Genomic DNA, 24,732 nt, shown 5'->3' with positions numbered 1-24,732 from the left:
AGTCCGGGATCCCTCTGAGAATTAGGTATCGAAGCGCTTCGACAACCTATGGACACGTACTCCCGCTGGAGCTACTGTCGAACCACCCTCACCCACTCATATCAGCAACGCGCATCGTCGAAGCGCTTCACAAAGCTTGGAGAGCTGGATGGTCACCCTCGCCGAGGTCGCCCAGCACGCCGGAGTCTCGGCGAGCACGGTGAGCTATGTCCTCAGCGGCAAGCGGTCCATCTCCGCGAACACCCGGCAGCGGGTCGAGCGGAGCATCCGCGAGCTCGGGTACCACCCGAACGCCGGGGCCCGCGCCCTGGCCAGCAGCAGGTCGAACATCATCGCGCTGATGGTCCCGCTGCGCACGGACATGTACGTGCCCGTGATGATGGAGATCGCCATCGCGGTGGCGACCGCCGCGCGGACGCACGGGTACGACGTGCTGCTGCTCACCGGTGAGGAGGGCCCGGACGCGGTGCGCCGCGTCGCCGGGAGCGGGCTCGCCGACGGGATGATCCTGATGGACGTCGAACTCGACGACGAGCGGCTGCCCTTGCTGCGTGCGACGGACCAGCCGTCCGTGCTGATCGGGCTGCCCGCCGACACCACCGGGCTGACCTGCGTCGATCTGGACTTCCGGGCGACGGGCGCGCTGTGCGTGGAGCACCTGGCGAAGCAGGGGCACCAGGACATCGCTGTCATCGGCGAGGCCCCGGCCGTCTACGAGCGGCACACCGGCTTCGCCGAGCGCACGCTGGACGGGCTGCGGTCCCGTTCCCGGGAACTGGGCGTGCGGCTGCTGCACCGGCCGTGCGACGGCGGGTACGACGCGATGGCCGTGACGCTCGCCCGGATCCTCGACGAACGCCCGGGGACCACGGGGATCATCGTGCAGAACGAGTCGGCGGTCGAGCCGCTGCTCGCGCTGCTGCGGCAGCAGGGCCGGGCCGTGCCGGAGGACGTGTCGGTGGTCGCCATCTGCCCCGACCAGGTCGCCACGCAGGCCTCGGTGCGGCTCACGTCGGTCGCCATCCCCGCGCAGGAGATGGGCCGGCACGCCGTGGAACACCTGGTCGCCAAGTTCGAGGGGCGCGGCAGCGACGAGGTCGTGCTGATCGCTCCCGAGCTGACGGTCCGGGGCAGCACGGGGCCGGCGCCCACCCGGCCGTAGGCACACCGCTTCTCCCGCTCACCGACCACCGCCCTCCTCCCAGGGCACCCCCATGTCCGCACACCTCTGTCTGAACACCTCTGTCTGCACTCCCCCAGGAGCACAGGAGCCCGCCACGTGAATCAGCCTGCTGAAACCCAGCCCCAGGTGAGTCTGGCGCAGTCCTCCCCCACCGTCGGCACGTTCCGCGAGCGGGACGGCGCGCTGGAGTGGAGCGGCCGTCAGGAGACCGTACGGATCGAGCCGTGGGGTCCGGACGCGGTCCGGGTGCGGGCCCGGCTCGGCGGCCCCGTGCTCGAAGGGCTCCCGGGCGCGCTCCTCGACGAGGCCCCCGCGACACCGTCCACGGTGAAGATCGAGGACGGGCGCGGGCAGCTGACCGTCGGCGCGCTCACCGTGGAGGTGAACGCCGAGGGCCTGGTCCGCTTCCTGCGGACGGAGGACTCCGCCGAGCTGCTCGCCGAGGACCGCGCCCACTTCTGGTGGCCCGGCTCCCGCCTCTACACGGCCGTCGGCAACGGCCACCACCGCCTGGAGCAGCGCTTCGCCGCGTACGACGACGAGAAGCTGTACGGCCTCGGCCAGCACCAGCACGGGCGCCTCGACCAGAAGGGCCTGGTCCTCGACCTGGTCCAGCGCAACGCCGAGGTCGGCATCCCGGTGCTGACCTCCAGCCGCGGCTACACCCTGCTGTGGAACAACCCGGCGATCGGCCGCGTGGAGCTGGCGCACAACGGCACCCGGTGGGTCGCCGACTCGGCGCGGCAGATCGACTACTGGATCACGGCGGGCGACCCGGCCGCCGCCCAGCGCCGCTACAGCGCGGTGACCGGCCGGACGCCGATGCTGCCTCAGTGGGCGGCGGGCTTCTGGCAGTGCAAGCTGCGCTACCGCACCCAGGACGAACTCATGGCGGTGGCACGGGAGTACAAGCGCCGGGGCCTGCCGATCTCCGCGATCGTGTGCGACTTCTTCCACTGGACGCACCTCGGCGAGTGGAAGTTCGACCCGAAGGAGTGGCCGGACCCGGCGGCGATGGTGCGCGAGCTGGAGGAGCTCGGCATCAAGCTGGTGGTGAGCGTCTGGCCGTCGGTGTCGCCGCTGAGCGAGAACCACCCGGTCATGGAGCAGCGCGGCTACTTCATCGGCACCCAGTACGGACCGATGGCACACGCCGACTGGCCCGACAAGGAGGTCGCCTCCACGGTCCAGGTGGCCTTCTACGACGCCACCAACCCGGACGCACGGGAGTTCGTGTGGTCGAAGGTGAAGGAGAACTACCTCGACCCGTACGGCATCACGGCGTTCTGGCTGGACGCCTGCGAGCCGGAGCTGAAGCCGGGCTTCCCGGAGAACCTGCGCTACTGGACGGGCCCGGGCCTGGAGGTCGGCAACATCTACCCGGCCGAGAACGCCCGTACCTTCTACGAGGGCCTCGTCGCCACCGGCGAGGAGGAGGTCGTCACCCTCAACCGCTCGGCCTGGGCGGGCAGTCAGCGCTACGGCGCCGCCCTGTGGTCCGGTGACATCGGCACCGACTTCCCGACCCTGCGCCGCCAGATCGCGGCCGGCCTGAACACGGCCCTGTCGGGCATCCCGTGGTGGAACACCGACATCGGCGGCTTCCACGGCGGCGACCCGGACGACCCGGCGTACCGGGAGGTGATGGTCCGCTGGTTCCAGTTCGGCGCGCTGTCCCCGCTGATGCGCCTGCACGGCTTCCGCGACCCGGGCATGCCGCTGGGCCCGGAGATGACCGGCGGCCCGAACGAGGTGTGGTCGTACGGCGAGGAGGCCTTGGCCGTCCTGGAGAAGTACCTGCGGCTGCGTGAGCGGCTGAAGCCGTACGTCCTGCGTGTCATGCGGGAGGCCCACGAGGACGGCCTGCCGGTGATGCGGCCGCTGTTCCTGGAGTTCCCGGACGACCAGGCCACCTGGTCGGTCGACGACTCCTACCTCTTCGGCCCGCACCTGCTGGTCGCCCCGGTGCTGACGGCCGGTGCCACCGCCCGTACGGCATATCTCCCGGCGGGGGCCACATGGACGGACGCGTGGACGGGTGAGACGTACGAGGGCGGCCGGTCCGTGACGGTCGACGCCCCGCTGGACCGCATCCCGCTGTTTCTGCGGGACGGGGCGCGGCTGCCCGTAGCGGAGTAGCCGTGTCGGAGGGGTGGCCGGATCGATGGAGGTCTTCCGGCCACCCCTTTCACCTGTTCGGCCAACTTCCGTCCACCACAGGCGTGTTCGAGAGGATAGGTTTTCTGCGTGTCCACGTCTCCGCTCGCCCTCACGCTGGCGAATCTGTTGCTGCGGCCGGGCTTCGGCTCCCGTCGTGACCCCGACCGGATCTTCGACCGCATCGTGGTGGAGGCCGGTGAGGCGCCGGGAGACCGGGAGTTCGTCGACGGATTCCGGTCGCTGCTGCGGTGGTGGGCGAAGGCCGATCGGCTGACCCCGGTCGGCTGGCAGTCGGCGCAGGTCCACGTGCGCCGGCATCTCAGCAACCGGGCCCGCGTCCGGCGGCTGATCGCCGAGCATCCGGAGATCGAGCGGGAGCCGATCGAGAAGCCGGTGTTCGTCGTGGGGCTGCCGCGCACCGCCACCACGGTCACGCACTCCGTGCTGTCGATCTCGGACGAGCACAGGTGTCCCCTGCTGTGGGAACTGCTCGGGCCGGACCTGGAGTTGCCGCCCCGGCAGCGGCGCAAGGCGATCACGGCCGGGCGCCGGCTGGTGCAGGGCACGGACCTCTTCGCGCCGCGCTTCCGCGACATCCACGCGATGGCCGCCGAGGGCCCCGAGGAGTGCACGTTCGCGCTCCCGCACGCCCTGATGCCGCTCTGCCAGGCCCGTATCCCCGAGTACCTGGCCTGGCACTGCGAGCGGGACTTCGTCGCCGACTACCGGTACCTCAAGCAGGTCTACCAGGTGCTCCAGTACGGCCGTCCGCGGCGACGCTGGATGCTGAAGTCCCCCATGCACCTGGAGAACCTGGACGCGCTGCGCACGGTCTTCCCCGACGCCACGATCGTGTGGTGCCACCGCGACCCGGCCACCGTCGTGGCGTCCTTCTGCTCCCTGATCGAGCACGGCATGGCCGTCAGCGCCCGCCCGCTCGATCTCGCCGGCATCGGCGCCACCTGGCTCGGCCTGCTGAGCCGTGCCATGACGCGCGGCCTCGCGGCCCGTGCCGCCATCCCGGCGGAGCAGCTGGTGGACGCGCCGTACTCCTGGCTCGGGTCCGACCCCGCGACCGGCGCTCCGAAGCTCTACGCGGCCGTCGGCGCCCCCTGGACCGAGGCCGACGCGGCCCGTCTCCCCGCGGCCGTCGCCCGCCCCCAGGGCACCCGCAAGCACACCTACGACCTGTCCCGCTACGGCCTGACCCGCGCCGAGGTCGAGTCGGCCTTCGCGGACTACAACGAGCTGCGGGCCGAGGTCGACCGCGCCTGAACGGCACGGCCGGCCCCGGCCCCGGGGAGGCGTCAGCTGCTGCTGACGGTCAGGTTGTTCGTGGTGAAGTTGAGTCCGCCGGACGACGAGGTGACCTCGTAGCCGAATTGGACGTCACCGATGGTCTCGTTGCCCATCCAGCGCTTGGTGTCCTTGATCCACTTCAGGATCGGCAGGATGTTGACGGTGCCGGAGTTGGAGTCGGACGTCCGCAGGAACGAGAAGACCTCGTTGCTGCCGTTGCTGCCCTTGTAGACGTTCCAGGTGTGGCCGCCGAGGCTGACGGAGCCCTGGGAGGTGCCGATCGGGCCGACCGCTCCGTTGTAGTTCACCCAGAGCATGATCTCGTAGTCGTAATCCGTGTCCCAGACGTCGTACGACGAGTTGTACGCGCCGGACGACGGGACGGAGACGTTGTAGCTGCTGGAGAGGGAGCGCAGCGAGTCGATCGACTTGTTGATCACCTTCTTGGAGTTCGGGTACGACTTGATGCCACCGGTGTTGGGGTGGTTGGCCCAGACACCCCAGTTGGTGCCGGAGTTCGCCCAGATGCACTGGCTGCCGGCGCCGGAGCCCCAGATGTTGTTGTAGAGCGTGTAGCCGTTCAGGCTCGTGTTGCCCCACTGGGCGCAGGAGTTCCAGACGGCGGCGGAGGCGGGGGCGGAGGCGAGCCCTATGGTGGCGCCGAGTGCCAGGGCGGGGGCGAGCAGGGCCTTGGTGACCCTGCTCAAGGTGCGTGATGCCATGGTGTCCCTTCCATGGGTGGGGGGATGGGGGGAACTACCACGTCCTCAGGGTGAGGACGTGGTCTTCTCCGGCGACCAGGTGGAGGGATTCCGTGCCGGAGGAAGTCCGCAGTTCGACGCGGTGGGTGCGGCCCGGCCTGATGACGGCGGTGGCGCCGTCCGGAGACCAGGTGAGGTCGATCTCGGCCCCGAACCGGGTGCGCACACCGCGCAGCGCGCCGCTGGGGTATGCCGTCGGCAGCGCGGGCAGCAGGACCAGCCGGTGGGGGGTCGACTGCACGAGCATCTCGATCAGCACGGCGGGCAGGGTGTGCGCGGCGTCGGCGTTGTAGACGTCCCGCTTCGGGTAGTGGGCGCTCATCAGGGACGCGTGGAAGAAGTCGCCGTCCAGGACCTGGCCGAGGGCGTGGGCGACGCGGTCGCCGTCCCTGAGCCGGGCCGCGATGAGCGCGTGGTGCAGGTGGCCGTGCGCGGAGTCGTTCTCGGCGCCCCGCAGTTCGAGGGCGCGGTGGGCGGCGGCCGCGAGGTCGGGGGTGTCGTAGGGGGTGATCTCGTCGAGGGGCCAGACGCCGTAGAGGTGACTGAGGTGGCGGTGGTCGTAGGAGTCCTCAAGGCCCGGCCAGGCCCATTCCGCCAGGGCTCCGTCGTCGTTGATCCGGTGCGGTGGGAGCCGGTCGGCCAGGGCCTGCCAGCGGTCGGCGTCGGGGCCCGGGTGGTAGGCGGCGGCCGTGCTCAGGGCGTGGCGGGCCGCGGAGAGGTCCATGGCCGCGTTGAGGGTGCCCCAGCTCGCGTTGGCGGGCCGGTTCTCGGGCGAGTAGGAGGGGACGACGACGAGGTGGCCGTTCTCGTCCGTGCGGGTGAGGAAGTCCTCGTAGAACCGGGCGACTTCGGCGAGCGCGGCGGCGGTGCGCGGGTCACGGGTGCCGTGGGTCTCGTCGTGGTCGACGAGCGGTTTGAGCAGCCAGTCGGCGCCGGCGGTCCACAGGTGCAGCGGGTACTCGCGGCTGAAGTGGTACGAGTGGCCGGACTCGCCGTCGGTGTGGCCGGGTGCGACGGCGCCCCGGGTGCCGAAGACGGCGCGGGCGTTGTCGCGCCAGTCGGGCAGCTGGCGGCGGATCAGGTTCGCGTGGGCCTCGGTGACCTCGGGGAGGGCGGCGGCAGCGGCCGAGGCGGTCTGGAGGTTGAGGTTGGCGTCGTTGGTGAACGCACCCGACCAGGCCGTGTTCCAGTCGCCGGTCCACAGTCCGGTCAGGCGGGGCGGGAAGAGGCCGCTCGCGGACAGCAGGTGGTAGCGGCCGGCCGCGAACAGGCGCTCCAGCAGGGCGGCGCTGCGGGGCCGCTTCAGCAACTCGGAGCCCGGCAGCGCCCGTTCGGCGGGGTCGGCGGCCAGGTCGAGGGTGACGCGCTCGTAGGCGGTGCGGTGCAGGGCGGCATGGCGGTCGAGGAGCTCGTCGTACTCGGTGAGCAGGTCGCGCAGGGCACGGCCCTCCTCGACCACGTCCAGTTCGCCGGTGTGCCGGTGCACCCGGGTGAGGAGGAGCACGGAGCGGGCTCCCTCGACGTGCGCGCCGGGGGGCGTGAGGGTCGTGGTGCCGCCCGTGACGGCGAGCAGGGTGACGCCGGTGCAGGCCAGGTCGCTGCCCGGGTAGCGGGCGCGCAGGCTCAGCAGCGCGCCCTCGGGGGTGAGGACGGCTCCGTGGCCGACGCCCAGTCCGGCGGGGGCGCCGGGCAGCCGGTGGTCCAGGTCGACGTCGAGGGTGAGGCCGGGCCCGGTGACCTGCTGGACGATCACGTCGTCGGCGCGGGAGACGAACAGGCGGCTGGTCCAGCCGGTGCAGGCCGCCCGCACGACACCGGTGGTGAAGTCGACGTCGCGCCGGTAGCCGGGGCAGTCGCCCGGCGGCCGGCGCAGCCGGATCTGGAAGGCGGGGTGGAAGGGCTGCACCCACTGGAGCGGCCGTCCGTCCGTGAAGCTCTCGGCCGCGGTCGTGTCGCCCGCCAGGAGGCGGTCCTGGAGGGCGGGGAGGTCTGCGGCGAGCTGCGGCGGCCGGGGGTCCCTGCCGCCCGGCCGTACCAGGGTGTGGTGGGTGACGACGACCCGCTCGTCGTTCGGGTCGCCGAACACGAGGGCGCCGTGGTGGCCGTTGCCGCTCAGGAAGCCGTCCTCCCAGCGCGCTGCCGGGTGGGGCTCCCACGTTCCGTGGACGGGTGCGGAGTCGGTCATGGCCGCAGCACCGCCGCCCCGTAGCGGCCGAGGGTGACCCGGTCGGTGACGGCCGTCCCCGTGAGCAGGTCGTGGTGGGTGCCGGGCACCTCGACGGTCACCGGCTCGCGGCCGTGGTTGAGCACGAACAGCACCTCGCCCCGGAGCACGGCCTCGACCTGCTCGGGGAGACCGTCGAGCACCGGCCGGACGCCCGCGTCGCCGGCGATCCGGGCCAGCAGCTCGCGCAGGGCCTCGGGCTCCGGGAGCGTGGAGAGGTACCAGGCCCGGCCCTTGCGCAGGACGGCGGGCATGCCGTCCAGTTCGCCGCCCTTGTAGCAGGTCGTGTCGTCGGGGTCGGCGGGCTCGATCTCCTCGGACCACAGCGTGCCCCGGAATCCCTCGCACGCGACGGTCTCCCCCGGATCCAGCGGCCACCACTCGTGCAGCGTGCGGATGCCGAACAGCTCCCGCAGCCGGGCGTCCATACCGCCGGGGCGCACCCGGTCGTCCTCGTCGGCGACGCCGGTCAGGAAGCCGCAGACGAGGGTGCCGCCGCCGCGGGCGTAGGCGAGGAGGTTGTCGATCGCCGCGTCGGTGAGCGCGTACAGCTGGGGCACGACGACCACCGAGTACGGCGTCAGGTCGTGCTCGGGGTGGGCGAAGTCGGTGGTGAGGTGCGCCTGCCAGAGGGCCCGGTGCCAGGCGCGCAGGACGTCCGGGTAGTCCACCTGGCTGGACGGCCGGCCGTCCTGGGCGCCGGCCCACCAGGCGTTCCAGTCGTGCAGGACCGCGACGTTCGCGGTGATGTGCCGGCCGGCCACCTGGGGGGCGATCCTCGCCAGGTCCGCGCCGAGCTGCTTGACCTCCCGGTACGTACGGCCCTCCTCCCCCGCGTGGCTGACCATGCCGGAGTGGAACTTCTCCGCGCCCTGCCGGGACTGCCGCCACTGGAAGTAGCAGACGGCGTCGGCGCCCCGGGCCACGGCCTGGAGGGACCACAGCCGGTTGAGGCCGCGCGGCTTGGGGTGGTTCACACCCCGCCAGTTGACCGGCCCGGCCGCCTGCTCCATGAGCACCCAGGGCCCGCGCGCCTGGGAACGGGTCATGTCCTGCACGAGCGCGCCGTTCTGGGCGCCGAGCGGGTCACGCGGGTCCGGGTAGAGGTCGACGGAGACGACGTCCTCCTCCCCGGCCCAGCGCCACGCGTCCTGCCCGAACCACAGCGGCATGAAGTTGCTGGTGACCGGGATGTGCGGGGTGTGACGCCGGACGATGTCCCGCTCGGCGGTGTAACACTCCAGGAGCATGTCGGAGGTGAAGCGCCTGAAGTCCAGGACCTGGGTGGGGTTGCGCATGTAGTGGGGCAGGCGGGGCGGCAGGATGCCGTCCCAGCAGTCGTAGCCCTGGCTCCAGAAGGCGGTGCCCCAGGCCTCGTTGAGGGCGTCGAGGGTGCCGTACTTCTCGCGCAGCCAGCGGCGGAAGGCGGCCGCGGCCTCGTCGCCGTGGTCGAAGGTGCAGTACTCGTTGTTGATGTGCCACATCGTCAGGGCCGGGTGGCCGCCGTAGCGGGCGGCCAGGTCCTCGGTGATGGCGGCGGCGTAGCGCCGGTAGGCGGCGCTGGAGTGCGAGAAGTGCTGGCGGCCGCCCCACCACTCGGTGCGGCCGTCCTCGGTGACGGGCAGGGTGTCGGGGTGCAGCCGGCCCATCCAGGGCGGGGGCGAGGAGGTGGGCGTGGCGAGGACGACACCGATGCCGTTCTCGTGCATCAGGTCCATCAGCGTGTCCAGCCAGCCGAACTCCCGGGCGCCGGGCTCGGGTTCGAGCTTCGACCAGGAGAACACGCCGAGGGTGACGGAGTTGACGCCGGCGTCCTTCATCAACCGGAGGTCCTCGTGCCAGGTCTCCTCGGGCCACTGCTCCGGGTTGTAGTCGCCGCCGAAGAGGAGACGGCCCCGGGTGGCATCACTCAGGCCGGGCCCTTTTCGCTCCTGCATCAGACGGGCTCCCCGTACTGCACGCCGCGTCCGTTGGTGGCGATGTAGACCCGGCCGTAGACGCGGGGGTCGCCGGTGATGGCGGCACCGATCCAGCCCCACTGGTGCTGGTCGTCGTTGATCCGCGTCCAGGTCTTCGCCTCGTCGTCGGAGCGGTAGACGGCGGTGATGGTCTCGGTGGAGCCGACCATGTAGACCGCCGGGTAGGAGGCGCCCTCGGCGGCCTTGCCGAAGCCGAGCGTGTACGAGGCCCAGCAGCTGCCGACCTTGGTGAAGGTCGCGCCGCCGTCGGTGGAGCGGTACAGCCCGTTCCACTTCAGGCTGAGCCACAGGTCGCCGGAGCGGCCAGGGGCCGCGACGAGCCGGAACTCGGTGTCGCCCGAGTTCAGGCCGGTGGCCCGGGCGGTGAAGGTCAGGCCGCCGTCGGTGCTGGCGTGGAGTGTGCCGGTGGCGGTGTCGAAGGCGTAGAAGCGCTTCGGATCGACCGGGTCCGCGACCGGGGCGGCGCCCTTCGGGTAGGAGGTGACCTCGGTCCAGGTGGCGCCGTTGTCCGCCGAGCGGTGGGCCGGGTACGTGGTGCCGTCCCAGTGCGCGAAGGACCACAGCAGCACGCTGCCGTCGGCGTTGGTGGCGATCGGCCCCGGCGCGTCCTTGGCGATGGCGGGCTGTGCCTTGAAGGGCGCCCAGGTCTTGCCGCCGTCGTTCGACCAGGCGCCGTTGCCGTTGTCGCCCCAGCCGGCCCGCACGACGTACGAGGGCTTGGCCGCGGCCAGCGCGAGTCCGGTCGTCGTACCGAACACCGGGTTCGACGCCATGCCGCGCGAGGGGGACGCCGTGAGCCGCTCGTGGTACATCACGCCGACGTCGCCGGAGCCGCTGATCAGATGCGCCTCGCCGGTCGGAGGGGAGACCAGCTGGCGTATGGACGCCTCCTCCAGGCCGCGGATCTGCGGAGCCCAGTGCTTGAGGTCGCGGGTGCCGTAAAGGGTGGCGCCGGTGCCGTAGACGATGTGCTCGGAGTCGAACGGGTCGAGGCCCACGGCCTGGATCCACCAGCCGAACTTGGGCTTGTCGGCGCCGAAGGTGAGGAAGGGCGTCTCGGAGACGTCGAGGACGGCCGTGTCCTTCAGGGACGTCCAGGTGCGGCCGCCGTTGGTGGTCCGGTACAGGGTGTCGACCAGCGACCAGCGGTTGTTGGTGGAGACGACGACCGTGCCGGGGCGACGGGCGTCGACGGCGACACCGCCGTAGCCGAAGGAGTCGGTCCCGCCGTCGCTCGTCGCCCCGCCGGGCTTCACAGGCGTGACCTCGGTCCACTTCCCGGTGGTCGTACGCAGCTTGTGCACGCTGCCGTCGGACTGGCCGTTCGGGCCCGGGGCGTTGGCGTACGTCACGTACAGCTCGCAGGTGTGCCGGTCGTACGCGGCCCGGACCGGGACCTTGGCGGCGGCGCCCTTGGGCTGCCCGGGGACGGCCTTCCAGGTGGTGCCGTCGGCGGTTCGGTAGAGGTTCGCCAAGGTGCCGTCGGAGTCGCCCCAGCCGGCGTAGACGCTGCGGCCCGCGGCGACGAGGAGCGTGATGCCCTGTCCGGTGGCGCTCGGGGCGGCCGGGAAACTCACGGCCTTCCAGCTGGCGCCCCGGTCGGTCGACTTGAGCAGCCCGTCGTGCCTGGTGCCGAGCCACAGCGTGTCGCTGTCCCGCGGGTCGACGAGCAGCCGCTCCCCGCATCCCCGCCCGTCCTCGTTGGCCCCGAGCTTCACGGTGAGGTCGGTGCGCTTCCAGGTCGCGCCGCGGTCCTCGGACCGCAGCACGGCCCCGTTGCCGGCCCAGGACTGCGCGTACGTGCCGAGGGAGAGGTACAGCCGGTTCGGATGGGCCGGGTCGACGGCCATGGCCTCGACGCCGAGCAGGTTCCAGTCGTCCCAGCCGAGGTGGTCGGTCAGCGGGATCCACCGGTCGGTCCGGTCGTCCCAGCGGTAGGCGCCGCCGATGTCGGTGCGGGCGTAGGCGAGACCGCGGACGGAGGGGTGGAAGAGGACGCCGGTGACGAATCCGGTGCCGCCCTGGACGGCGTTGCGCCAGCGGTAGGCGCCGCCTGCGGCGGGGACGGCGGCCTGGGCACGCCCCTGGAGGACCGGAAGGGTGGCGACCGCAGCGGCGGCAGCGGTTCCGGCGAGCACTGCGCGTCTGCTGAGGTGGAACGTGCTCATGACATACCTCGGTTCTTGCGGACGGGGAGTTGGGGGCTGTCTTGGGGGTGCGGGGCCCTGCTTGACATGCGGCTCCGCCGCGTGGGCGCGAACCACCACAACGCAGCCGCGGACAAGGAACGGCCGAAAGCCCTACGGCGAGAACTCGCACAAGGGGCATCACCCCTTGACGGCCCCCGTGAGCATGCCCTTCTTGAAGTGCTTCTGGATGAAGGGCGACAGGACGGCGACCGGCAGGAGGGCCATCACCATGACGGCCATCTGCACGGCCAGGCCCGACAGCTGCCCGGTCTTGATGGCCTGGCCCAACCCCACCGGTGCTTCCTGCTTCTGCACCAGCTGGATCATGACGTTCTGCAACGGCATCATGTCCTGGTCGTTCAGGTACAGGGAGGCGTTGAACCAGGCGCTCCAGTACCCGACGGCGTAGAACAGCGTGATAACGGCGAGCACCGCCCGCGACAACGGCATGACGATCTGCCGCAGGATCCGGAAGTCCCCGGCCCCGTCGATCCGCGCACTGTCGATGAGCTCTTGCGAGATCCCCATGAAGAAGCCGCGCAGCACGAGGATGTTGAAGACGCTGAGGGCACTCGGCAGGATCAGCGCCAGATAGCTGTCGGTCAGGCCGAGGGACTGCACCAGAAGGTAGGTCGGGATGAGACCGGCGCTGAAGAACATGGTCGCCAGCAGCATCATCAGGATCCAGCGGTGGCCGAGGGAGCCGCTGCGGGACAGGCCGTAGGCACACAGGACGGACACCGTCATCGAGAACAGCGTGCCGACCAGGGTGACGAGGACGCTGATGATCGCCGCGCGGGTGACCTGGCCTCCGCTGAGCAGTTCCTGGTAGGCGACGAAGGTGATGTCCTTGGGCACCATCACCAGGCCGCCGGCCTCGTCGATGGTCTTGCGTGAGGACAGGCTGGTGACGACCACGATCCACAGCGGGAAGAGAATCGCCAGGCAGGCCAGCGACAGGGCGAGACCCTTGCCGGCGAGACCGGCCCTGGAGGGCTCCTCCTCCCAGGCCGCCCGGGGCGGCGCCTCCCACCAGCCAGGTTCCTTCACCGGCTTGTCGATGACGGCGCTCACTTCTTGTACACCCCCTGCTCGCCCATAAGATGGGCCACCTTGTTCGCGGCGAGGACCAAGCCGATGCTGATCACGCCCTTGATGAGTCCGGCGGCGGCCGCGTAGCCGAAGTCCTGGTTGCGCACGCCGTTCCACCACACGAAGGTGTCGAGGACCTCGGCCGCGCCCGGTCCGACGGCGTCGCGTTGCAACAGGATCTGCTCGAAACCGACGGTGAGGGCGTCGCCGACCCGCAGGACCAGCAGCAAGGCGATCACCGGGCGCAGCGCGGGCAGCGTGACATGCCACATGCGGCGCCAGCGGCCGGCGCCGTCCATCGCGGCGGCCTCGTACAGGTCCGGGCTGACCGAGGCCAGCGCGGCGAGGAAGACGATGATCCCCCACCCGGCGTCCTTCCACACGCTCTGCGCGGTGATCAGGAGGGGGAAGGTGTTCGGGTCGGTCATGATGTTGATGCCGTTGTAATCGTGCTGCCGCAGCAGTTGGGAGAGGATGCCCGCGCCGCCGAAGATCTGCTGGAAGACGGCGATGACCAGCACCCAGGAGAAGAAGTGCGGCAGGTAGAGAACGGCCTGTGCCACCGCCCGCACCCGGGGCCTGACCACGCTGTTGATGAGCAGCGCGAGCAGGATCGGGATGGGGAAGAACAGCATGAGCTGGAGGGAGAACAGCACCAGCGTGTTCTGGAGGGCGTTCCAGAACGCCGAGTCCTCGAAGATCCGCTGGAAGTTCTCCATGCCCACGAAGGGGCTGTTCAGCATGGAGACGATGCCGTTGTCGCTGATGTAGGGGTCGTAGTCCTGGAAGGCGACGACGTTGCCGAGGATCGGCAGGTAGTTGAAGACCAGGACCAGCACGACGGCCGGCAGGGTCATCAGGAGCAGGACGCGGTCGCGTCTGAACCTGAGCCGCAGGCTCAGTTTCCCCGAGGGTCGCTTCTCCGGTGAACCGGTGGCGCCGCCGGGCGCCACCGGGGTCTTCTCCGTCATGTCGGCCTCGGCCCTGCTCCGAGGCACCGTGCTGTGGGACACGGCCGTTCTCCTTGCCTCAGAGCCTGGTCAGCTCGCCGCCGAGCCGTTCTCGTCGAGGATCTTCTTGTACCAGTCGCGCAGCTTGTCGCCGCCCTTGCTCTTCCAGTCGGAGACGGCCTGCTGCATGTCGCTGATCTTCTTGCGGCCGCGGGTGATGTCGTCCTCGAGCTGCTCGAAGTCGTTGCCGAGGTTGGTGTAGCGGCCAGGCTCGGTGATCTGCATGCCCCAGAAGGAGGACTTCTTGGTGAAGGCGCCCATCCGCTGCTGCCACTCGACCTGACCCTTGGCGACGTCCGGGAAGTCGGGGTGGGCGAGAGTCGCCGCAGGGCTCGCGACCATCACGTAGGCGTTCATCACCTCGTTGTTGCCCTTGTCGGTCTTGACCGGGACGCCGTCCTTGACGGAGTAGTGGGTGCCCTCGACGCCGTAGTTGGTCATCATGTACTCCTTGGTGCCGTACGGCGCGGCGGTGACGTTGGCGACGGCCAGCACGTCACGGATGACCGACTCGGAGGCCTTCTTGTTGATGAAGGCGAAGATGCCGGCCGGCTGTTCGGCCCAGAGGTCTGGGTTGCCGCCGTCGTGGCCCCAGATGTCCATGCCCCAGATCTTGAACTCCGGGTTCTGGGAGGCCTGTTCGCCGGTGCGGCTCCACCACTGGGTGATGTTGTTGGGGTAGATCAGGAACTCGCCGGCGGCGAACTTGGGGCCGGGGTCGGGGGCGTTCTTGCCCAACTCGGAGTCGGGGTGCACGACTCCGGCGGCGAAGAGCTTGCGGGCCCACTCCAGGGCCTCGAGGTACTCCTCGGTCTCGATGCGGCAGATCAGCTTGCCGTCGACGAGGTTCCACCACAGCGGCTTCTCGCTGCCCGAGAGCACCCCGAAGTTCTGGAAGGCGGTCCACTTCATGTCGAGGCAGGCCCACCGCTTGGCCTTGGCGTTGGTGATCTCCTTGGCCAGCGCCATGAACTCGTCCGCCGACCGGGGGATCTCGTATCCCTCCTTGTCGAAGACGTCCTTGCGGTACAGCGGCACGATGCCGGTGACGTACGGGGCGGGCTGTGGCAGGCCGCGCAGTTTCCCGCCGAAGAGGGAACGCTGCCAGGCGTCCGTAGGGATCGCGGCGAGGTTCGGGTACTCCTTGACCGCGTCCCCGGACAGGTACGGGCCGAGGTCGGCGAACTTGTTGATGATGGCGCTCGGGATCTTGCCGTTCATGTTCCAGCCGGGGACGACCACCACATCCGGGATGTCGCTGGAGGCGAGGACGGCGCCGAGCTTCTGGTCGTAGGTGTTGCCGTCCTGGTTCTGCCAGACGACGTCGACGCCTATCAGGTCGTTCATCGCCCTGTAGTAGGCGTTGTTCTGCTTCGGCGGCGAGCCCCAGAACGGCGACATGATGGTGACCTTGCCGCCCTTGCCGAGCTTCTTCGTGACCGAGGTCTTCAAAGTGGCCAGGTCGAGCTTGCTGGTGAAACCGATCGCCGAGCCGTTCTTGGCCGGGATGTCCGGCTTCACCACGTTGCTGGCCACGAAGGCCGGCAGGATCTTCTTGGCGTCCTTGCCCGACGTGGTCCCGTCCCGCGACCCGCTGTCCGACCCGCCACACGCGGCAAGCAGCGGCATCCCGCCCGCCACCGCTGCGGTGGCGACCGCCGTGGAGGCGAGGAAACTTCTCCGGCTCGGTCCGGAGGGAGCGGAGGCGGCGTTCGGCGTCATTGCGTCAACCCTTCATGGCGCACCAGGACACCCGGCGGTGGGCCGTCGGCTGCGGTGTCTCGAGTGGAACTGGCTGAGCCGAAGCGATACTCCGACGCGTGACGAGGAGTGCGCACCACCGGGTGGCGGACTTCACAGTCGAAGCGCTTCGATGTTGCTGCGAGGTTAAGTGAACACCCAGGGGTGCACAAGGGGCGATTCCAAGATTCCTCCGGGGTGTGCACAAGCGTGATGTGACGCATGTGCCGCATGGAACTCCACGGAAAGGCCGGAGTTGTTGCGCCGGGGTGTCTTGACACCCACCCCCACGTCGAATGAGCATCGAAGCGCTTCGAAAGGGCCCTGCCGCTCCATCCCAGAGGGAAACCCACGTGACCGCACACACGCCGCCCAGTCCGCCGTTCCGCGATCCGCGCCTGCCGTTCGCGAAGCGGATCGACGACCTCCTGTCGCGGCTCACGCCGGCGGAGAAGATCGCCTTCCTGCACCAGTTCGCGCCCGCCGTCGAACGGCTCGGCGTCGCCGCCTTCCGCACCGGCCAGGAGGCCCTGCACGGCGTGGCGTGGATGGGCCCCGCGACGGTGTTCCCGCAGGCGGTCGGCCTCGGCGCGACGTGGAACCCGGAGCTGGTGCGGCGCGTCGGCGACGCGGTGTCCAAGGAGATCCGCGCGATGCGCGCCAAGGACGACCGGGTCGGCCTCAACGTCTGGGCGCCGACGGTCAACCTGCTGCGCCACCCCCTGTGGGGGCGCAACGAGGAGGGCTACTCGGAGGACCCGAAGCTCACCTCGGCGATCGCCACGGCCTACACGCACGGCCTGCGCGGCGACCACCCGACCTACTGGCGCACCGCTCCCGTGCTGAAGCACTGGCTCGCCCACAACAACGAGACGGACCGGTCCACGACGTCGAGCTCGGTGCGCCCGCGCGTGCTGCACGAGTACGACCTGAGGGCCTTTCGGGAGACCGTCGAGGCGGGTGCGGTGGCCGGGGTGATGCCGGCGTACAACCTGGTCAACGGCCGCCCCAACCACGTCTCCCCCTACCTGGGCGAGCACTTGCGCGCCTGGACCGAGGAGGACCTGCTGGTCTGCTCGGACGCGGGCGCGCCGAGCAACCTGGTCGACTCCGAGCACTACTTCGACACCCACGAGGAGGCCACCGCGGCCTCCCTCGTGGCGGGCGTCGACAGCTTCACGGACCACGGCACGGACTCCTCGCAGATGACCGGGCGTCTGCGCGGCGCCCTGGAGCGCGGGCTGCTGACCGAGGCCGACGTCGACACGGCCGTCCGCCGCCAGCTCTCGGTCCGCTTCCGGCTGGGTGAGTTCGACCCGGAGTACGACCCGCACGACGCCACCAGCGAGTTCGACACCCCGGCGCACCGCGCCCTCGCACAGGAGGCCGCCGAGCAGGCCGTCGTGCTGCTCAAGAACGACGGCATGCTGCCGCTCGCCCCGGACACCCGGGTCGCGGTGGTCGGGCTGCTCGCCGACGAGTGCAAGCTCGACTGGTACAGCGGCACGCTCATCCACCGCTCGACGCCGCTGGAGGGCCTGTACGAGCGGTTCGGCGCGGAGCGGGTGGAGTTCGCGGAGGGTGTGGACCGGGTCCGGCTGAAGACCTCCGCGGGCGCCTTCCTGCACGTACCGGTGGTCGAGGACGCCGCCGACGAGGTGCGCGGCGCCGAGGGCGCGCTCGACCCGGCGTTGCTCGCGGGCCGCACCGACCTGCCCGCGCTCACCACCGATGCGACCGGCACCGAGCTGGCGCTGGTCGACTGGGGCGAGGGCGTGCTGACCCTGCGCGCGCCCGACGGCCGCTACCTCTCGGTCGCCGACGACGGCCGCGTCCGCGCCTCCGCCGACCAGCCGGGCGGCTGGATCGTCCAGGAGACGTTCCGTCTGGAACCGCACGAGAACGGGCACCTCCTGAAGCACCTGGGAACGGGTCGCCACGTGTGTGTCTCCGCCGACGGCGTGAAGGTTGCCGACGAAGATCCGGAGGTCTTCGAGCTGGTCGTCGCCGAGCGCGGCGAGGAGGCGGTGGCGCGTGCCGCCGCGCAGGCCGACGTGGTCGTGGTGGTGGCGGGCAACGACCCGCACATCAACGGCCGGGAGACCGAGGACCGTACGACCCTGCGGCTGCCCGCGCACCAGGAACGGCTGCTGCGGGCCGCCCGCGCGGCGAACCCGGCGACCGTGCTGGCGCTGGTCTCCGCCTACCCGTACGCGGTCGACCCGGCGGACCTCCCGGCCGTGCTGTGGACCGCGCACGGCGGCCAGGCGGCGGGCACCGCCCTGGCCCGCGTGCTGGCCGGTGACGTCTCCCCCGCCGGCCGTCTCCCGCAGACCTGGTACGCCGACGACGCCGACCTGCCCGGCCTCCTCGACTACGACGTGATCGGGAGCCGTCAGACGTACCTGTACTTCGAGGGCACGCCCCTGTTCCCCTTCGGGCACGGTCTGTCGTACACGTCGTTCGCGTACGACGGCCTGACGGCCCGGGTGGAGGACGGGTCGGTGCACGTCTCCTTCACGGTCACCAACACCGGTGACGTCACCGCCGACGAGGTCGCCCAGCTCTACACCCGGGCCGTCGACCCGTCCGTCCCGCGTCCGCGCCGCGAGTTGCTGGACCACCGCCGGGTGACCCTCGCCCCGGGGGCGGCAACGGAGCTGAGCTTCCAGGTGCCGCTGTCCGCCTTCGGGTTCTGGGACGTGGCCCAGGACCGGTGGCGTCTGGAGACGGGCGCCTACGAGCTGCTGGCCGGGGCCTCCAGCGAGGCCGTCCGGCTGCGTACGGCCGTCACGCTCGACGGCGAGCCCGCCCTGCCGCGCGCGGTCGTCGCGGGCGGTCTGGCCGCGGCCGGCTTCGACGAGCAGAACGGCATCGAGATCGTCGACCGTACGAAGGTGTCGGGCGACGCGGTGACGCCGGCGGACGGGGCGACGGGCGAACTGGTCTACCGGCGCTGCGACTTCGGGCGCGGTATCGCCGAGGTATCGGTGGAGGTGGCCGGTGAGGGCACGGTCGAGCTGTCTCTCGACGGCGGCCCGGCGCTCGCGGTGCTGTCGACCGCCACGCCCACATCAGGCCCGTACGACTACGTCTCGCTCGGCGCGTCCGTCGCCGCCGCGGGCGTGCACGACGTGCACCTGAGACTGCGCGGCCCGCTGCGGCTCGCGCACGTCGGCTTCTCCGGTTGAGGGTCCGGAGCAGGCCGGCGTAAAAGAAGGGGCCCGGCACCGGAAGGCATCGGTGCCGGGCCTCTTCGCCCAGTCTATATGAAAATGGTTCCCATGAGCTAGAGGTCGATGCCGGTGAGCACCATCACGCGCTCGTACGTGTAGTCCTCCATCGCGAACCGCACGCCCTCCCGGCCCACGCCGGACTGCTTGACGCCGCCGTACGGCATCTGGTCGGCGCGGTAGGACGGGACGTCGCCGACGACGACACCGCCGACCTCCAGGGCGCGGTGGGCCCGGAAGGCGGTCTGAAGGTCGTGGGTGAAGACTCCCGCCTGGAGGCCGTACTTGGAGTCGTTGACGGCGGCGAAGGCCTCGGCCTCGCCGTTCACCTTCTGCACGGTGAGGACCGGTCCGAAGACCTCCTCGCAGGAGAGGGTGACGTCTGCCGGTACGTCGGCCAGCACGGTCGGCGCGTACGAGGCGCCGTCGCGCTTGCCGCCGGTGAGCAGCGCGGCACCGGCGTCGACCGCCTCCTGGACCCACGTCTCGACGCGCTTGGCGGCGTCTTCGCTGACCAGCGGCCCGACGTCGGTCGCGTCGTCGCCCGGGTCGCCGGTGACCTGGGCCTCGACGGCGGCGACGATGCGCGGCAGCAGCCGGTCGTACACGGAGGCGTCCGCGATGACCCGCTGGACGGAGATGCAGGACTGGCCGCCCTGGTAGTTGGAGAAGGTGGCGATGCGGTTCGCCGCCCGGTCCAGGTCATCGTCGCTCGCCCAGTCGGCGAGGACGACGGCCGCGCCGTTGCCGCCCAGCTCCAGGGTGCAGTGCTTGCGCGGCACCGAGTCCATGATCGCGTAGCCGACCTTCTCGGAGCCGGTGAAGGAGATCACGGGCAGGCGCTCGTCCTGCACCAGGGCGGGCATCTTGTCGTTGGCGACGGGCAGGATGCTCCAGGAGCCCGCGGGCAGCTCGGTCTCGGCCAGCAGCTCGCCGATGACCAGGCCGGACAGCGGGGTCGCCGGGGCCGGCTTGAGGATGATCGGGGCGCCGGCGGCGATGGCCGGGGCGACCTTGTGGGCGCAGAGGTTGAGCGGGAAGTTGAAGGGCGCGATGCCGAGTACGACACCCTTCGGGAAGCGTCGGGTGAGGGCGAGCCGGCCCTGGCCGCCGAGGTCGGTGTCGAGCCGCTGGGCCTCGCCGCCGTTGAACCGCCGGGCCTCCTCGGCCGCGAAGCGGAAGACGGACACGGCCCGGCCGACCTCGCCGCGCGCCCACTTGAGCGGCTTGCCGTTCTCGGCGGAGATCAGCTGCGCGATCTCCTCGGTGCGCTCGGTGAGGCGCTTGCTGACGTGGTCGAGGGCGGCGGCGCGGACGTGGGCCGGGGTGGCGGCGAACTCGTCCCGCACGGCGTACGCGGCGGCCACGGCCTCCTCGACCTGCGCGTCCGTGGGCACGCTCACCTTGCCGACGAGCCGCCCGTCCCACGGGGAGGTGACGTCGAAGGTGTCCTCGCCGGTGGCCTCACGGCCGGCGAGCCAGAAGGCGTGGGTGGAAGTCATAGGTGTTCCGGCCCTTCGGCGTTGGGGGTGGTCCTGCACTGCGGGTCCCACCGTAGGGGCGGGGTGGCCGAAGGTCGTTTGTCCGGGGCGTAGCAGTGGCGGGCGGGGACACTACGGTTTGGCACACGGGCTCTAGTCGGTGGAAGTCGCCTTCAGGGCGAGCCAGAGCTCCATCCGTGCGTCGGCGTCGTCCAGGGAGCGGCCGAGGATCTCCTCGACGCGCCGCATGCGGTAGCGCAGGGTGTGGCGGTGGACGCCGAGGTCGGCCGCCGCCGCGTCCCACTGGCCGTGCCGGGACAGCCAGGCGCGCAGGGAGGCGACGAGGTCGCCGCGGCCCGTGGCGTCGTGCTCGTACAGCGGCCGCAACATCCCGTCGGCGAAGGCCCGTACCGCGTCGTCCGCCAGCAGCGGCAGCACGGATCCGGCCGCCATCTGCTCGTGCTCCACGAGGACGCGCCCGCGCCGCCGCGCCACCGACAGCGCCTGCTCGGCCTGCTTGTACGCGGCGGACGCGGCGATGGGCCCGGCCGGCGCCGACAGGCCCACGACCAGCTCGTCCTCCTCGCCGCCCGGCACCTTCTCGCGCACACCTGCCCGGGCCGACTCCAGGGCGGCCGCGTACTCCCCGCAGGCCGCCGCGGCGGCACCGCCGTCCGCGGCCAGCACCACCAGCCGCTCCCCCTCCGGCACGACGAGGACGGCCTCGCCGGCCCGGGCCGCGGCGGACTCCATGACGTCGGCGAGCGCCGCGAGGGGGTCGCCGCCCGTGTCGGCCGCGGCGAGCGCGGCAGCGGAGGGCCGCTCGACGGCCGGGGCCTCCGCCCGGGCCTCGGCACGGGCCAGCGCGGCCGAGGCCGACACCGGCACCCGCTCCGCGACCAGCATCCGGAACGGCGCGTCCAGCAACCCGCCGTACAGGTCCCCGGCGACCGCGCGCGCGTGGTCCGGCTCCCCGGCCAGCAGCATGCGCAGCACCGCCGCGCCGATCCGCTGCTCGGCGGCCTGGAGGGACCGGGAGCGTTCCGTGGTCAGGGTCAGCAGGGCGATGGCCGAGTGGAGGGCGTAGCGCTCGGCGGTGCCGAGGGCGGCGGCGGTGCCCACGGCGAGGGCCGCGCGGGGGCGCCGGCCGGTGCCGATGGTGTGCAGTTCGACCCGGTCCTCGTGCTCCGGTCCGCCGACCACGGACGAGGCGGGCGCGGGCCGTTCCCGCAGCCGCTGCACGTCGCCGGTGAGCCGCGCGGCCCGCCGCCCGGCCCACTCGGGTGCCGTGGCGACGACGGCGCCCGAGGCGTCGTACAGCGCGGCCCATCCGTCGACCTGCGAGGCCAGCGCGGCCAGCAGCCCCTCGGGCCCGCCCGTCTGGGCCTGCCTGGTCAGCTCGCGCTGAGCGGCGAACCCGGCCGTGACGGAGCGGTACTGGTCGGCGGCGATCGCGGCGGACACGGCCTTGCTGATGGCGAGGAACGGCGTGCGGCGCGGCACTTCCAGCAGCGGCAGGCCCTCCTCCTCGGCCGCGTCGACGAGCGCCTTGGGGATCTCCTCGTAGTTGACGCCGACGGCGAAGCCGAGCCCGACCACCCCGGCCCCGGCCAGCCGCCGTACGTAGCGGCGCATGGCCTCCGGGTCCTCGGCGTCCAGTTTGAGCGCGGTGATCAGCAGCAGTTCCCCGCCCTCCATGTAGGGCACGGGATCGGCGAGCTCGCTGACGTGCGCCCAGCGGACCGGCACGTCGAGGCGGTCTCCGCCCGCCCGCACAGTGAGTTTCAGCGCGGAGTGGTGGACGAGCGAGGCGAGCGTCGGGGGCATGAGGCCTTCAGGTCTGCGTCAGGACGTGTGTGATCTCTGTGAGCTTTTGGCCGCCACGTATGAACGACCTGTGACGATTCTGCCTCACCGTACGATCCCCGCGTACCGGCACCGGCCGGAAGACGTCAGCCCCGAAGATCCACCAGCAGCGGTGGCGCGTGCTCGCCCTTGACGTCGGTCAGCGACAGCACCGCGTGCCCGGCCGGCACCCCGTGCGCCAGCTCGGAGGCGGACCAGCGCTCCCGCTCGACCTGCCGCACGGTCACCGCCCGCGCGGTCGGGGCCTGGCCGGTGATCACCCGGCGCAGCATGTGCACGGCCTTGCCCGCGGGCGTCTCCGCGATGATCTGCCGGTCGGTGACGTCCCGGGCCTCGGTCCACTCCTTGCCCCAGACCTCGGCGAAGTCCTGCCCGTCCCACGGGGTGAGCCCCGACAGGGCCATCCGGCAGCCGGTGGCCCCGAGCAGGGGTCCGCGCAGGGGCCGGGGCACGTCGTCCAGCGTCCGCAGGGTCAGCACGACCCCGGCGTTGCCGGACCGCAGCCGCTGGATGCCGCGCACGGCCTCGGGCGTCACCACCCCGGTCGCGTCGTCGAGCACCAGACAGGCGAACAGCGACCGGTCCTCCCGTACGGCGACACTCGCCGTGAACTGCGCGAGCACCAGCCGCGCCAGCATCCGGGAGGCGTCGGCGTGCCCGCGCTCGGGCAGGTCGATACGCACCCGCACGGGGTGGTCGAGGGCCTTGAGGGTGAAGGGCCGGGTGCTCCCGGAGGTGTCGAAGAAGGCGGCGAAGGCGGGCCGGTCGAGCAGCGCGACCCGATCCGCGAGCACCCCGCCGACATCACCCGGCTGTCCCATCTGCCGCTGCCGCGCGTCCAGTTCCCGCAGCAGCGACTCCTGCCCGGCGTCCTGAAGCCCCTGCCGCAGTGCGGCCAGCGGTCCCGGCGCCCCGTCCAGCAACTGCCGCAGCTCCGGTACGGAGGGAAAACGCCCGTGCACGGCCCGGAACGGCCCGAGCAACTGGGCGAGCACGGTCGTGGAACGCCGGCTGTCACTGCCCGGGTGCGGATCGGCGAGATCCCCCACCAGCGCCTCGGCGAGCACGGCCGCGGCCTCGTCCGGGTCGCCGGTCCCCCCGTACAGATCCAGGTCGTACTCGGACTCCTGGTTCCCGATCCGCACGACGACGTCATACGCATCGGCCGGCCCGAGCCCGGCCCCCGCCGCCCCGACCACCACCACGGCGGCCCGCCCGGCGAGAGCGTGCAGACACAGCGACTCGGCGAGTGGCCGCACGACGGCCCCGGTCTTTCCGGATCCGGCGGGTCCGACGGCCACGAGCGAGGTGCCGAGCAGATCGGGCCCGAGGCCCAGGCCCGCCCCACGGTAGGTGTACGGGTTTCGGGAGTCCTCCACGGTGGTCCCCAGCCGTACCTGGCCGGTCATCAGGTCGTGCCGGGCCAGCCGCGCCGGCAGGTCGCGCTCCCCGGAGGGGTGGAGGCAGGCGGCGGCACCGTCCCGCAGGACGGTGGAGCTGAAGGTGGCGAGGCTGTGCCGTCCGGTGCGCACGCCCTGCCAGGCACGGAGGATCCGGGCATGGTCGACGTCCCCCATGAGCCCGGAGCGGGCCTCGGCGGCGAGCCGCTCGGCGGCGTCGACGGCTCCGGCGGCGCGGAGCTCGTTCCACTGGGCCGGATCGTCCTGGGCGGCCGGCTGTGCTTCCTGGGCCTCAGGCCGGCGGAAGCGCGGGGCGACGAAGCGGCGCCACACCTCGCCCCAGCGGCCGAGCCGGCTCACCCCGACCATGATCGCCAGGGCGACGAGCAGCTCGTACCCCCGGTACACGATGAACGTGCCGGTCTCGCCGATGCCGCTGTCGGCGCCGCGCCAGGCGTCGGGAACGATCAGGTCGAACGGCACCCACCACCAGTTGCCGAGGTAGCCGTTCTGGAGCAGCGACCAGATCAGCCATCCCACCAGGAAGGCGATCAGCGCCCCGCTCAGCAGCTGCCGGGTGGGGATCTCCTCGGGCTGCTCCGCCGGCCGCGGCCGGTGCCCGAACCGCCACACGCCGGGCGGCGCCTCGGGCCGGGGCGTGCGCAGCCAGGTCAGGAAGGAGGACCCGTCCGGCATCGGGGGCACCCCGGGCGCCCGGGCCGGCCGGGGCGGCACAGCGGATACGCCCGGCGGGCCATGGCCGTTCGGCGGCGCGCTGTGGCCGTTCGGCGGCACCGTGGGCACCTCCGGCGGCCCCGCCGGACGCGGCACCGGGTTCGCATGCGTACCCCGCGCCTCCTGCGTCCCGTCGCTGTCCATCGCCCTTGCCCCCTGACCAGCTGCTGCGTCGACCGTCCGCGAGCCAATCTAACGCCCTCCCCTGGGGAGTTCACCGCTTACACGGCCGGGGCGGGGGCACCAGCCCACGAGGCCGCCATGTCCACCCCGGACAAGCCGTCCCTTCGACAACGCCCACATGGAGCATGCCCACCCCCCTCCCCCGGCCCTAGCCTGCGAGAAAAGAAGCGAAGTGTCCGTCCCCCCCGTCCGCACCA

The 24,732-nt window shown here is 71.6% G+C and carries 14 protein-coding genes; 4 read left to right on the top strand and 10 right to left on the bottom strand.

The genetic code is table 11. The features are described 5' to 3' along the window. Positions 1-148: 148 nt before the first annotated feature. The 3 genes from AOQ53_RS19985 (at position 149) to AOQ53_RS19975 (ending at position 4,618) form a co-directional block, all read left to right on the top strand. A complete protein-coding gene (locus AOQ53_RS19985) occupies positions 149-1,162 on the top strand; it encodes a LacI family DNA-binding transcriptional regulator (protein ID WP_059419167.1) in 1,014 nt (337 codons plus the stop codon). Between the two features lie 117 nt (positions 1,163-1,279). Continuing rightward, positions 1,280-3,322 carry a glycoside hydrolase family 31 protein gene (locus AOQ53_RS19980; protein WP_059419166.1) on the top strand — a complete coding sequence of 681 codons (2,043 nt, stop codon included), beginning with the start codon at positions 1,280-1,282 and terminating at the stop codon, positions 3,320-3,322. 108 nt (positions 3,323-3,430) lie between these two features. Further along, complete coding sequence (locus tag AOQ53_RS19975) at positions 3,431-4,618, top strand: sulfotransferase family protein (RefSeq protein WP_059419163.1); 1,188 nt, start codon at positions 3,431-3,433, stop codon at positions 4,616-4,618. Positions 4,619-4,650: 32 nt separating this feature from the next. Here the strand turns inward: AOQ53_RS19975 and AOQ53_RS19970 are convergent, their stop codons facing one another. The 7 genes from AOQ53_RS19970 to AOQ53_RS19940 all read right to left on the bottom strand — a co-directional run bounded on the left by AOQ53_RS19970 (position 4,651) and on the right by AOQ53_RS19940 (position 15,619). Next, positions 4,651-5,364, bottom strand: a complete 714-nt coding sequence (locus AOQ53_RS19970) for a glycoside hydrolase family 12 protein (RefSeq protein WP_059419162.1) — start codon at positions 5,362-5,364, stop codon at positions 4,651-4,653. 34 nt (positions 5,365-5,398) lie between these two features. Beyond that, positions 5,399-7,588, bottom strand: a complete 2,190-nt coding sequence (locus AOQ53_RS19965; RefSeq protein WP_059419160.1) for a glycosyl hydrolase family 95 catalytic domain-containing protein — start codon at positions 7,586-7,588, stop codon at positions 5,399-5,401. After that, a complete protein-coding gene (locus AOQ53_RS19960; RefSeq protein WP_059419159.1) occupies positions 7,585-9,564 on the bottom strand; it encodes a beta-galactosidase in 1,980 nt (659 codons plus the stop codon). Before AOQ53_RS19960 ends, AOQ53_RS19965 begins: the two co-directional genes overlap by 4 nt. Continuing rightward, positions 9,564-11,774: a WD40/YVTN/BNR-like repeat-containing protein gene (locus AOQ53_RS19955; RefSeq protein WP_059419157.1), complete on the bottom strand. Its 2,211-nt coding sequence runs from the start codon at positions 11,772-11,774 to the stop codon at positions 9,564-9,566. Before AOQ53_RS19955 ends, AOQ53_RS19960 begins: the two co-directional genes overlap by 1 nt. Positions 11,775-11,933: 159 nt before the next feature. Further along, entirely contained in the window at positions 11,934-12,869 is a 936-nt protein-coding gene (locus tag AOQ53_RS19950; RefSeq protein ID WP_059419155.1) for a carbohydrate ABC transporter permease, read from the bottom strand. After that, entirely contained in the window at positions 12,866-13,900 is a 1,035-nt protein-coding gene (locus AOQ53_RS19945; protein ID WP_059419153.1) for an ABC transporter permease, read from the bottom strand. The genes AOQ53_RS19950 and AOQ53_RS19945 overlap by 4 nt, the downstream gene beginning before the upstream one ends. A gap of 27 nt (positions 13,901-13,927) precedes the next feature. After that, positions 13,928-15,619 carry an extracellular solute-binding protein gene (locus tag AOQ53_RS19940; protein ID WP_059419151.1) on the bottom strand — a complete coding sequence of 564 codons (1,692 nt, stop codon included), beginning with the start codon at positions 15,617-15,619 and terminating at the stop codon, positions 13,928-13,930. A 371-nt stretch (positions 15,620-15,990) separates the two neighbouring features. On the opposite strand from AOQ53_RS19940, the gene AOQ53_RS19935 reads away from it, so the two are divergent. Further along, a complete protein-coding gene (locus tag AOQ53_RS19935) occupies positions 15,991-18,828 on the top strand; it encodes a glycoside hydrolase family 3 C-terminal domain-containing protein (RefSeq protein WP_059419149.1) in 2,838 nt (945 codons plus the stop codon). A gap of 98 nt (positions 18,829-18,926) precedes the next feature. On the opposite strand, the gene AOQ53_RS19930 is transcribed toward AOQ53_RS19935, so the two are convergent. The 3 genes from AOQ53_RS19930 to AOQ53_RS19920 all read right to left on the bottom strand — a co-directional run bounded on the left by AOQ53_RS19930 (position 18,927) and on the right by AOQ53_RS19920 (position 24,496). Beyond that, complete coding sequence (locus tag AOQ53_RS19930) at positions 18,927-20,372, bottom strand: aldehyde dehydrogenase family protein (RefSeq protein ID WP_059419148.1); 1,446 nt, start codon at positions 20,370-20,372, stop codon at positions 18,927-18,929. Between the two features lie 132 nt (positions 20,373-20,504). Further along, positions 20,505-22,178, bottom strand: coding sequence for a PucR family transcriptional regulator (locus tag AOQ53_RS19925; RefSeq protein ID WP_059419146.1), 1,674 nt, complete (start codon positions 22,176-22,178; stop codon positions 20,505-20,507). A gap of 125 nt (positions 22,179-22,303) precedes the next feature. Next, complete coding sequence (locus tag AOQ53_RS19920; protein WP_059419145.1) at positions 22,304-24,496, bottom strand: hypothetical protein; 2,193 nt, start codon at positions 24,494-24,496, stop codon at positions 22,304-22,306. Positions 24,497-24,732 lie beyond the last annotated feature (236 nt).

It is taken from the genome of Streptomyces azureus, assembly GCF_001270025.1.
In the GTDB taxonomy this organism is placed as follows: domain Bacteria; phylum Actinomycetota; class Actinomycetes; order Streptomycetales; family Streptomycetaceae; genus Streptomyces; species Streptomyces azureus.
Note: the sequence above shows the minus strand (reverse complement) of the source record. Positions and strands in the feature narration are given on the sequence as shown.

Bases quoted from the DNA above. Each gene is read 5' to 3' on its own strand.
- AOQ53_RS19985 (WP_059419167.1), top strand. From the start codon at position 149: ATGGTCACCCTCGCCGAGGTCGCCCAGCACGCCGGAGTCTCGGCGAGC.
- AOQ53_RS19970 (WP_059419162.1), bottom strand. From the start codon at position 5,364: ATGGCATCACGCACCTTGAGCAGGGTCACCAAGGCCCTGCTCGCCCCC.
- AOQ53_RS19965 (WP_059419160.1), bottom strand. From the start codon at position 7,588: ATGACCGACTCCGCACCCGTCCACGGAACGTGGGAGCCCCACCCGGCA.
- AOQ53_RS19960 (WP_059419159.1), bottom strand. From the start codon at position 9,564: ATGCAGGAGCGAAAAGGGCCCGGCCTGAGTGATGCCACCCGGGGCCGT.
- AOQ53_RS19955 (WP_059419157.1), bottom strand. From the start codon at position 11,774: ATGAGCACGTTCCACCTCAGCAGACGCGCAGTGCTCGCCGGAACCGCT.
- AOQ53_RS19940 (WP_059419151.1), bottom strand. From the start codon at position 15,619: ATGACGCCGAACGCCGCCTCCGCTCCCTCCGGACCGAGCCGGAGAAGT.
- AOQ53_RS19930 (WP_059419148.1), bottom strand. From the start codon at position 20,372: ATGACTTCCACCCACGCCTTCTGGCTCGCCGGCCGTGAGGCCACCGGC.
- AOQ53_RS19925 (WP_059419146.1), bottom strand. From the start codon at position 22,178: ATGCCCCCGACGCTCGCCTCGCTCGTCCACCACTCCGCGCTGAAACTC.
- AOQ53_RS19920 (WP_059419145.1), bottom strand. From the start codon at position 24,496: ATGGACAGCGACGGGACGCAGGAGGCGCGGGGTACGCATGCGAACCCG.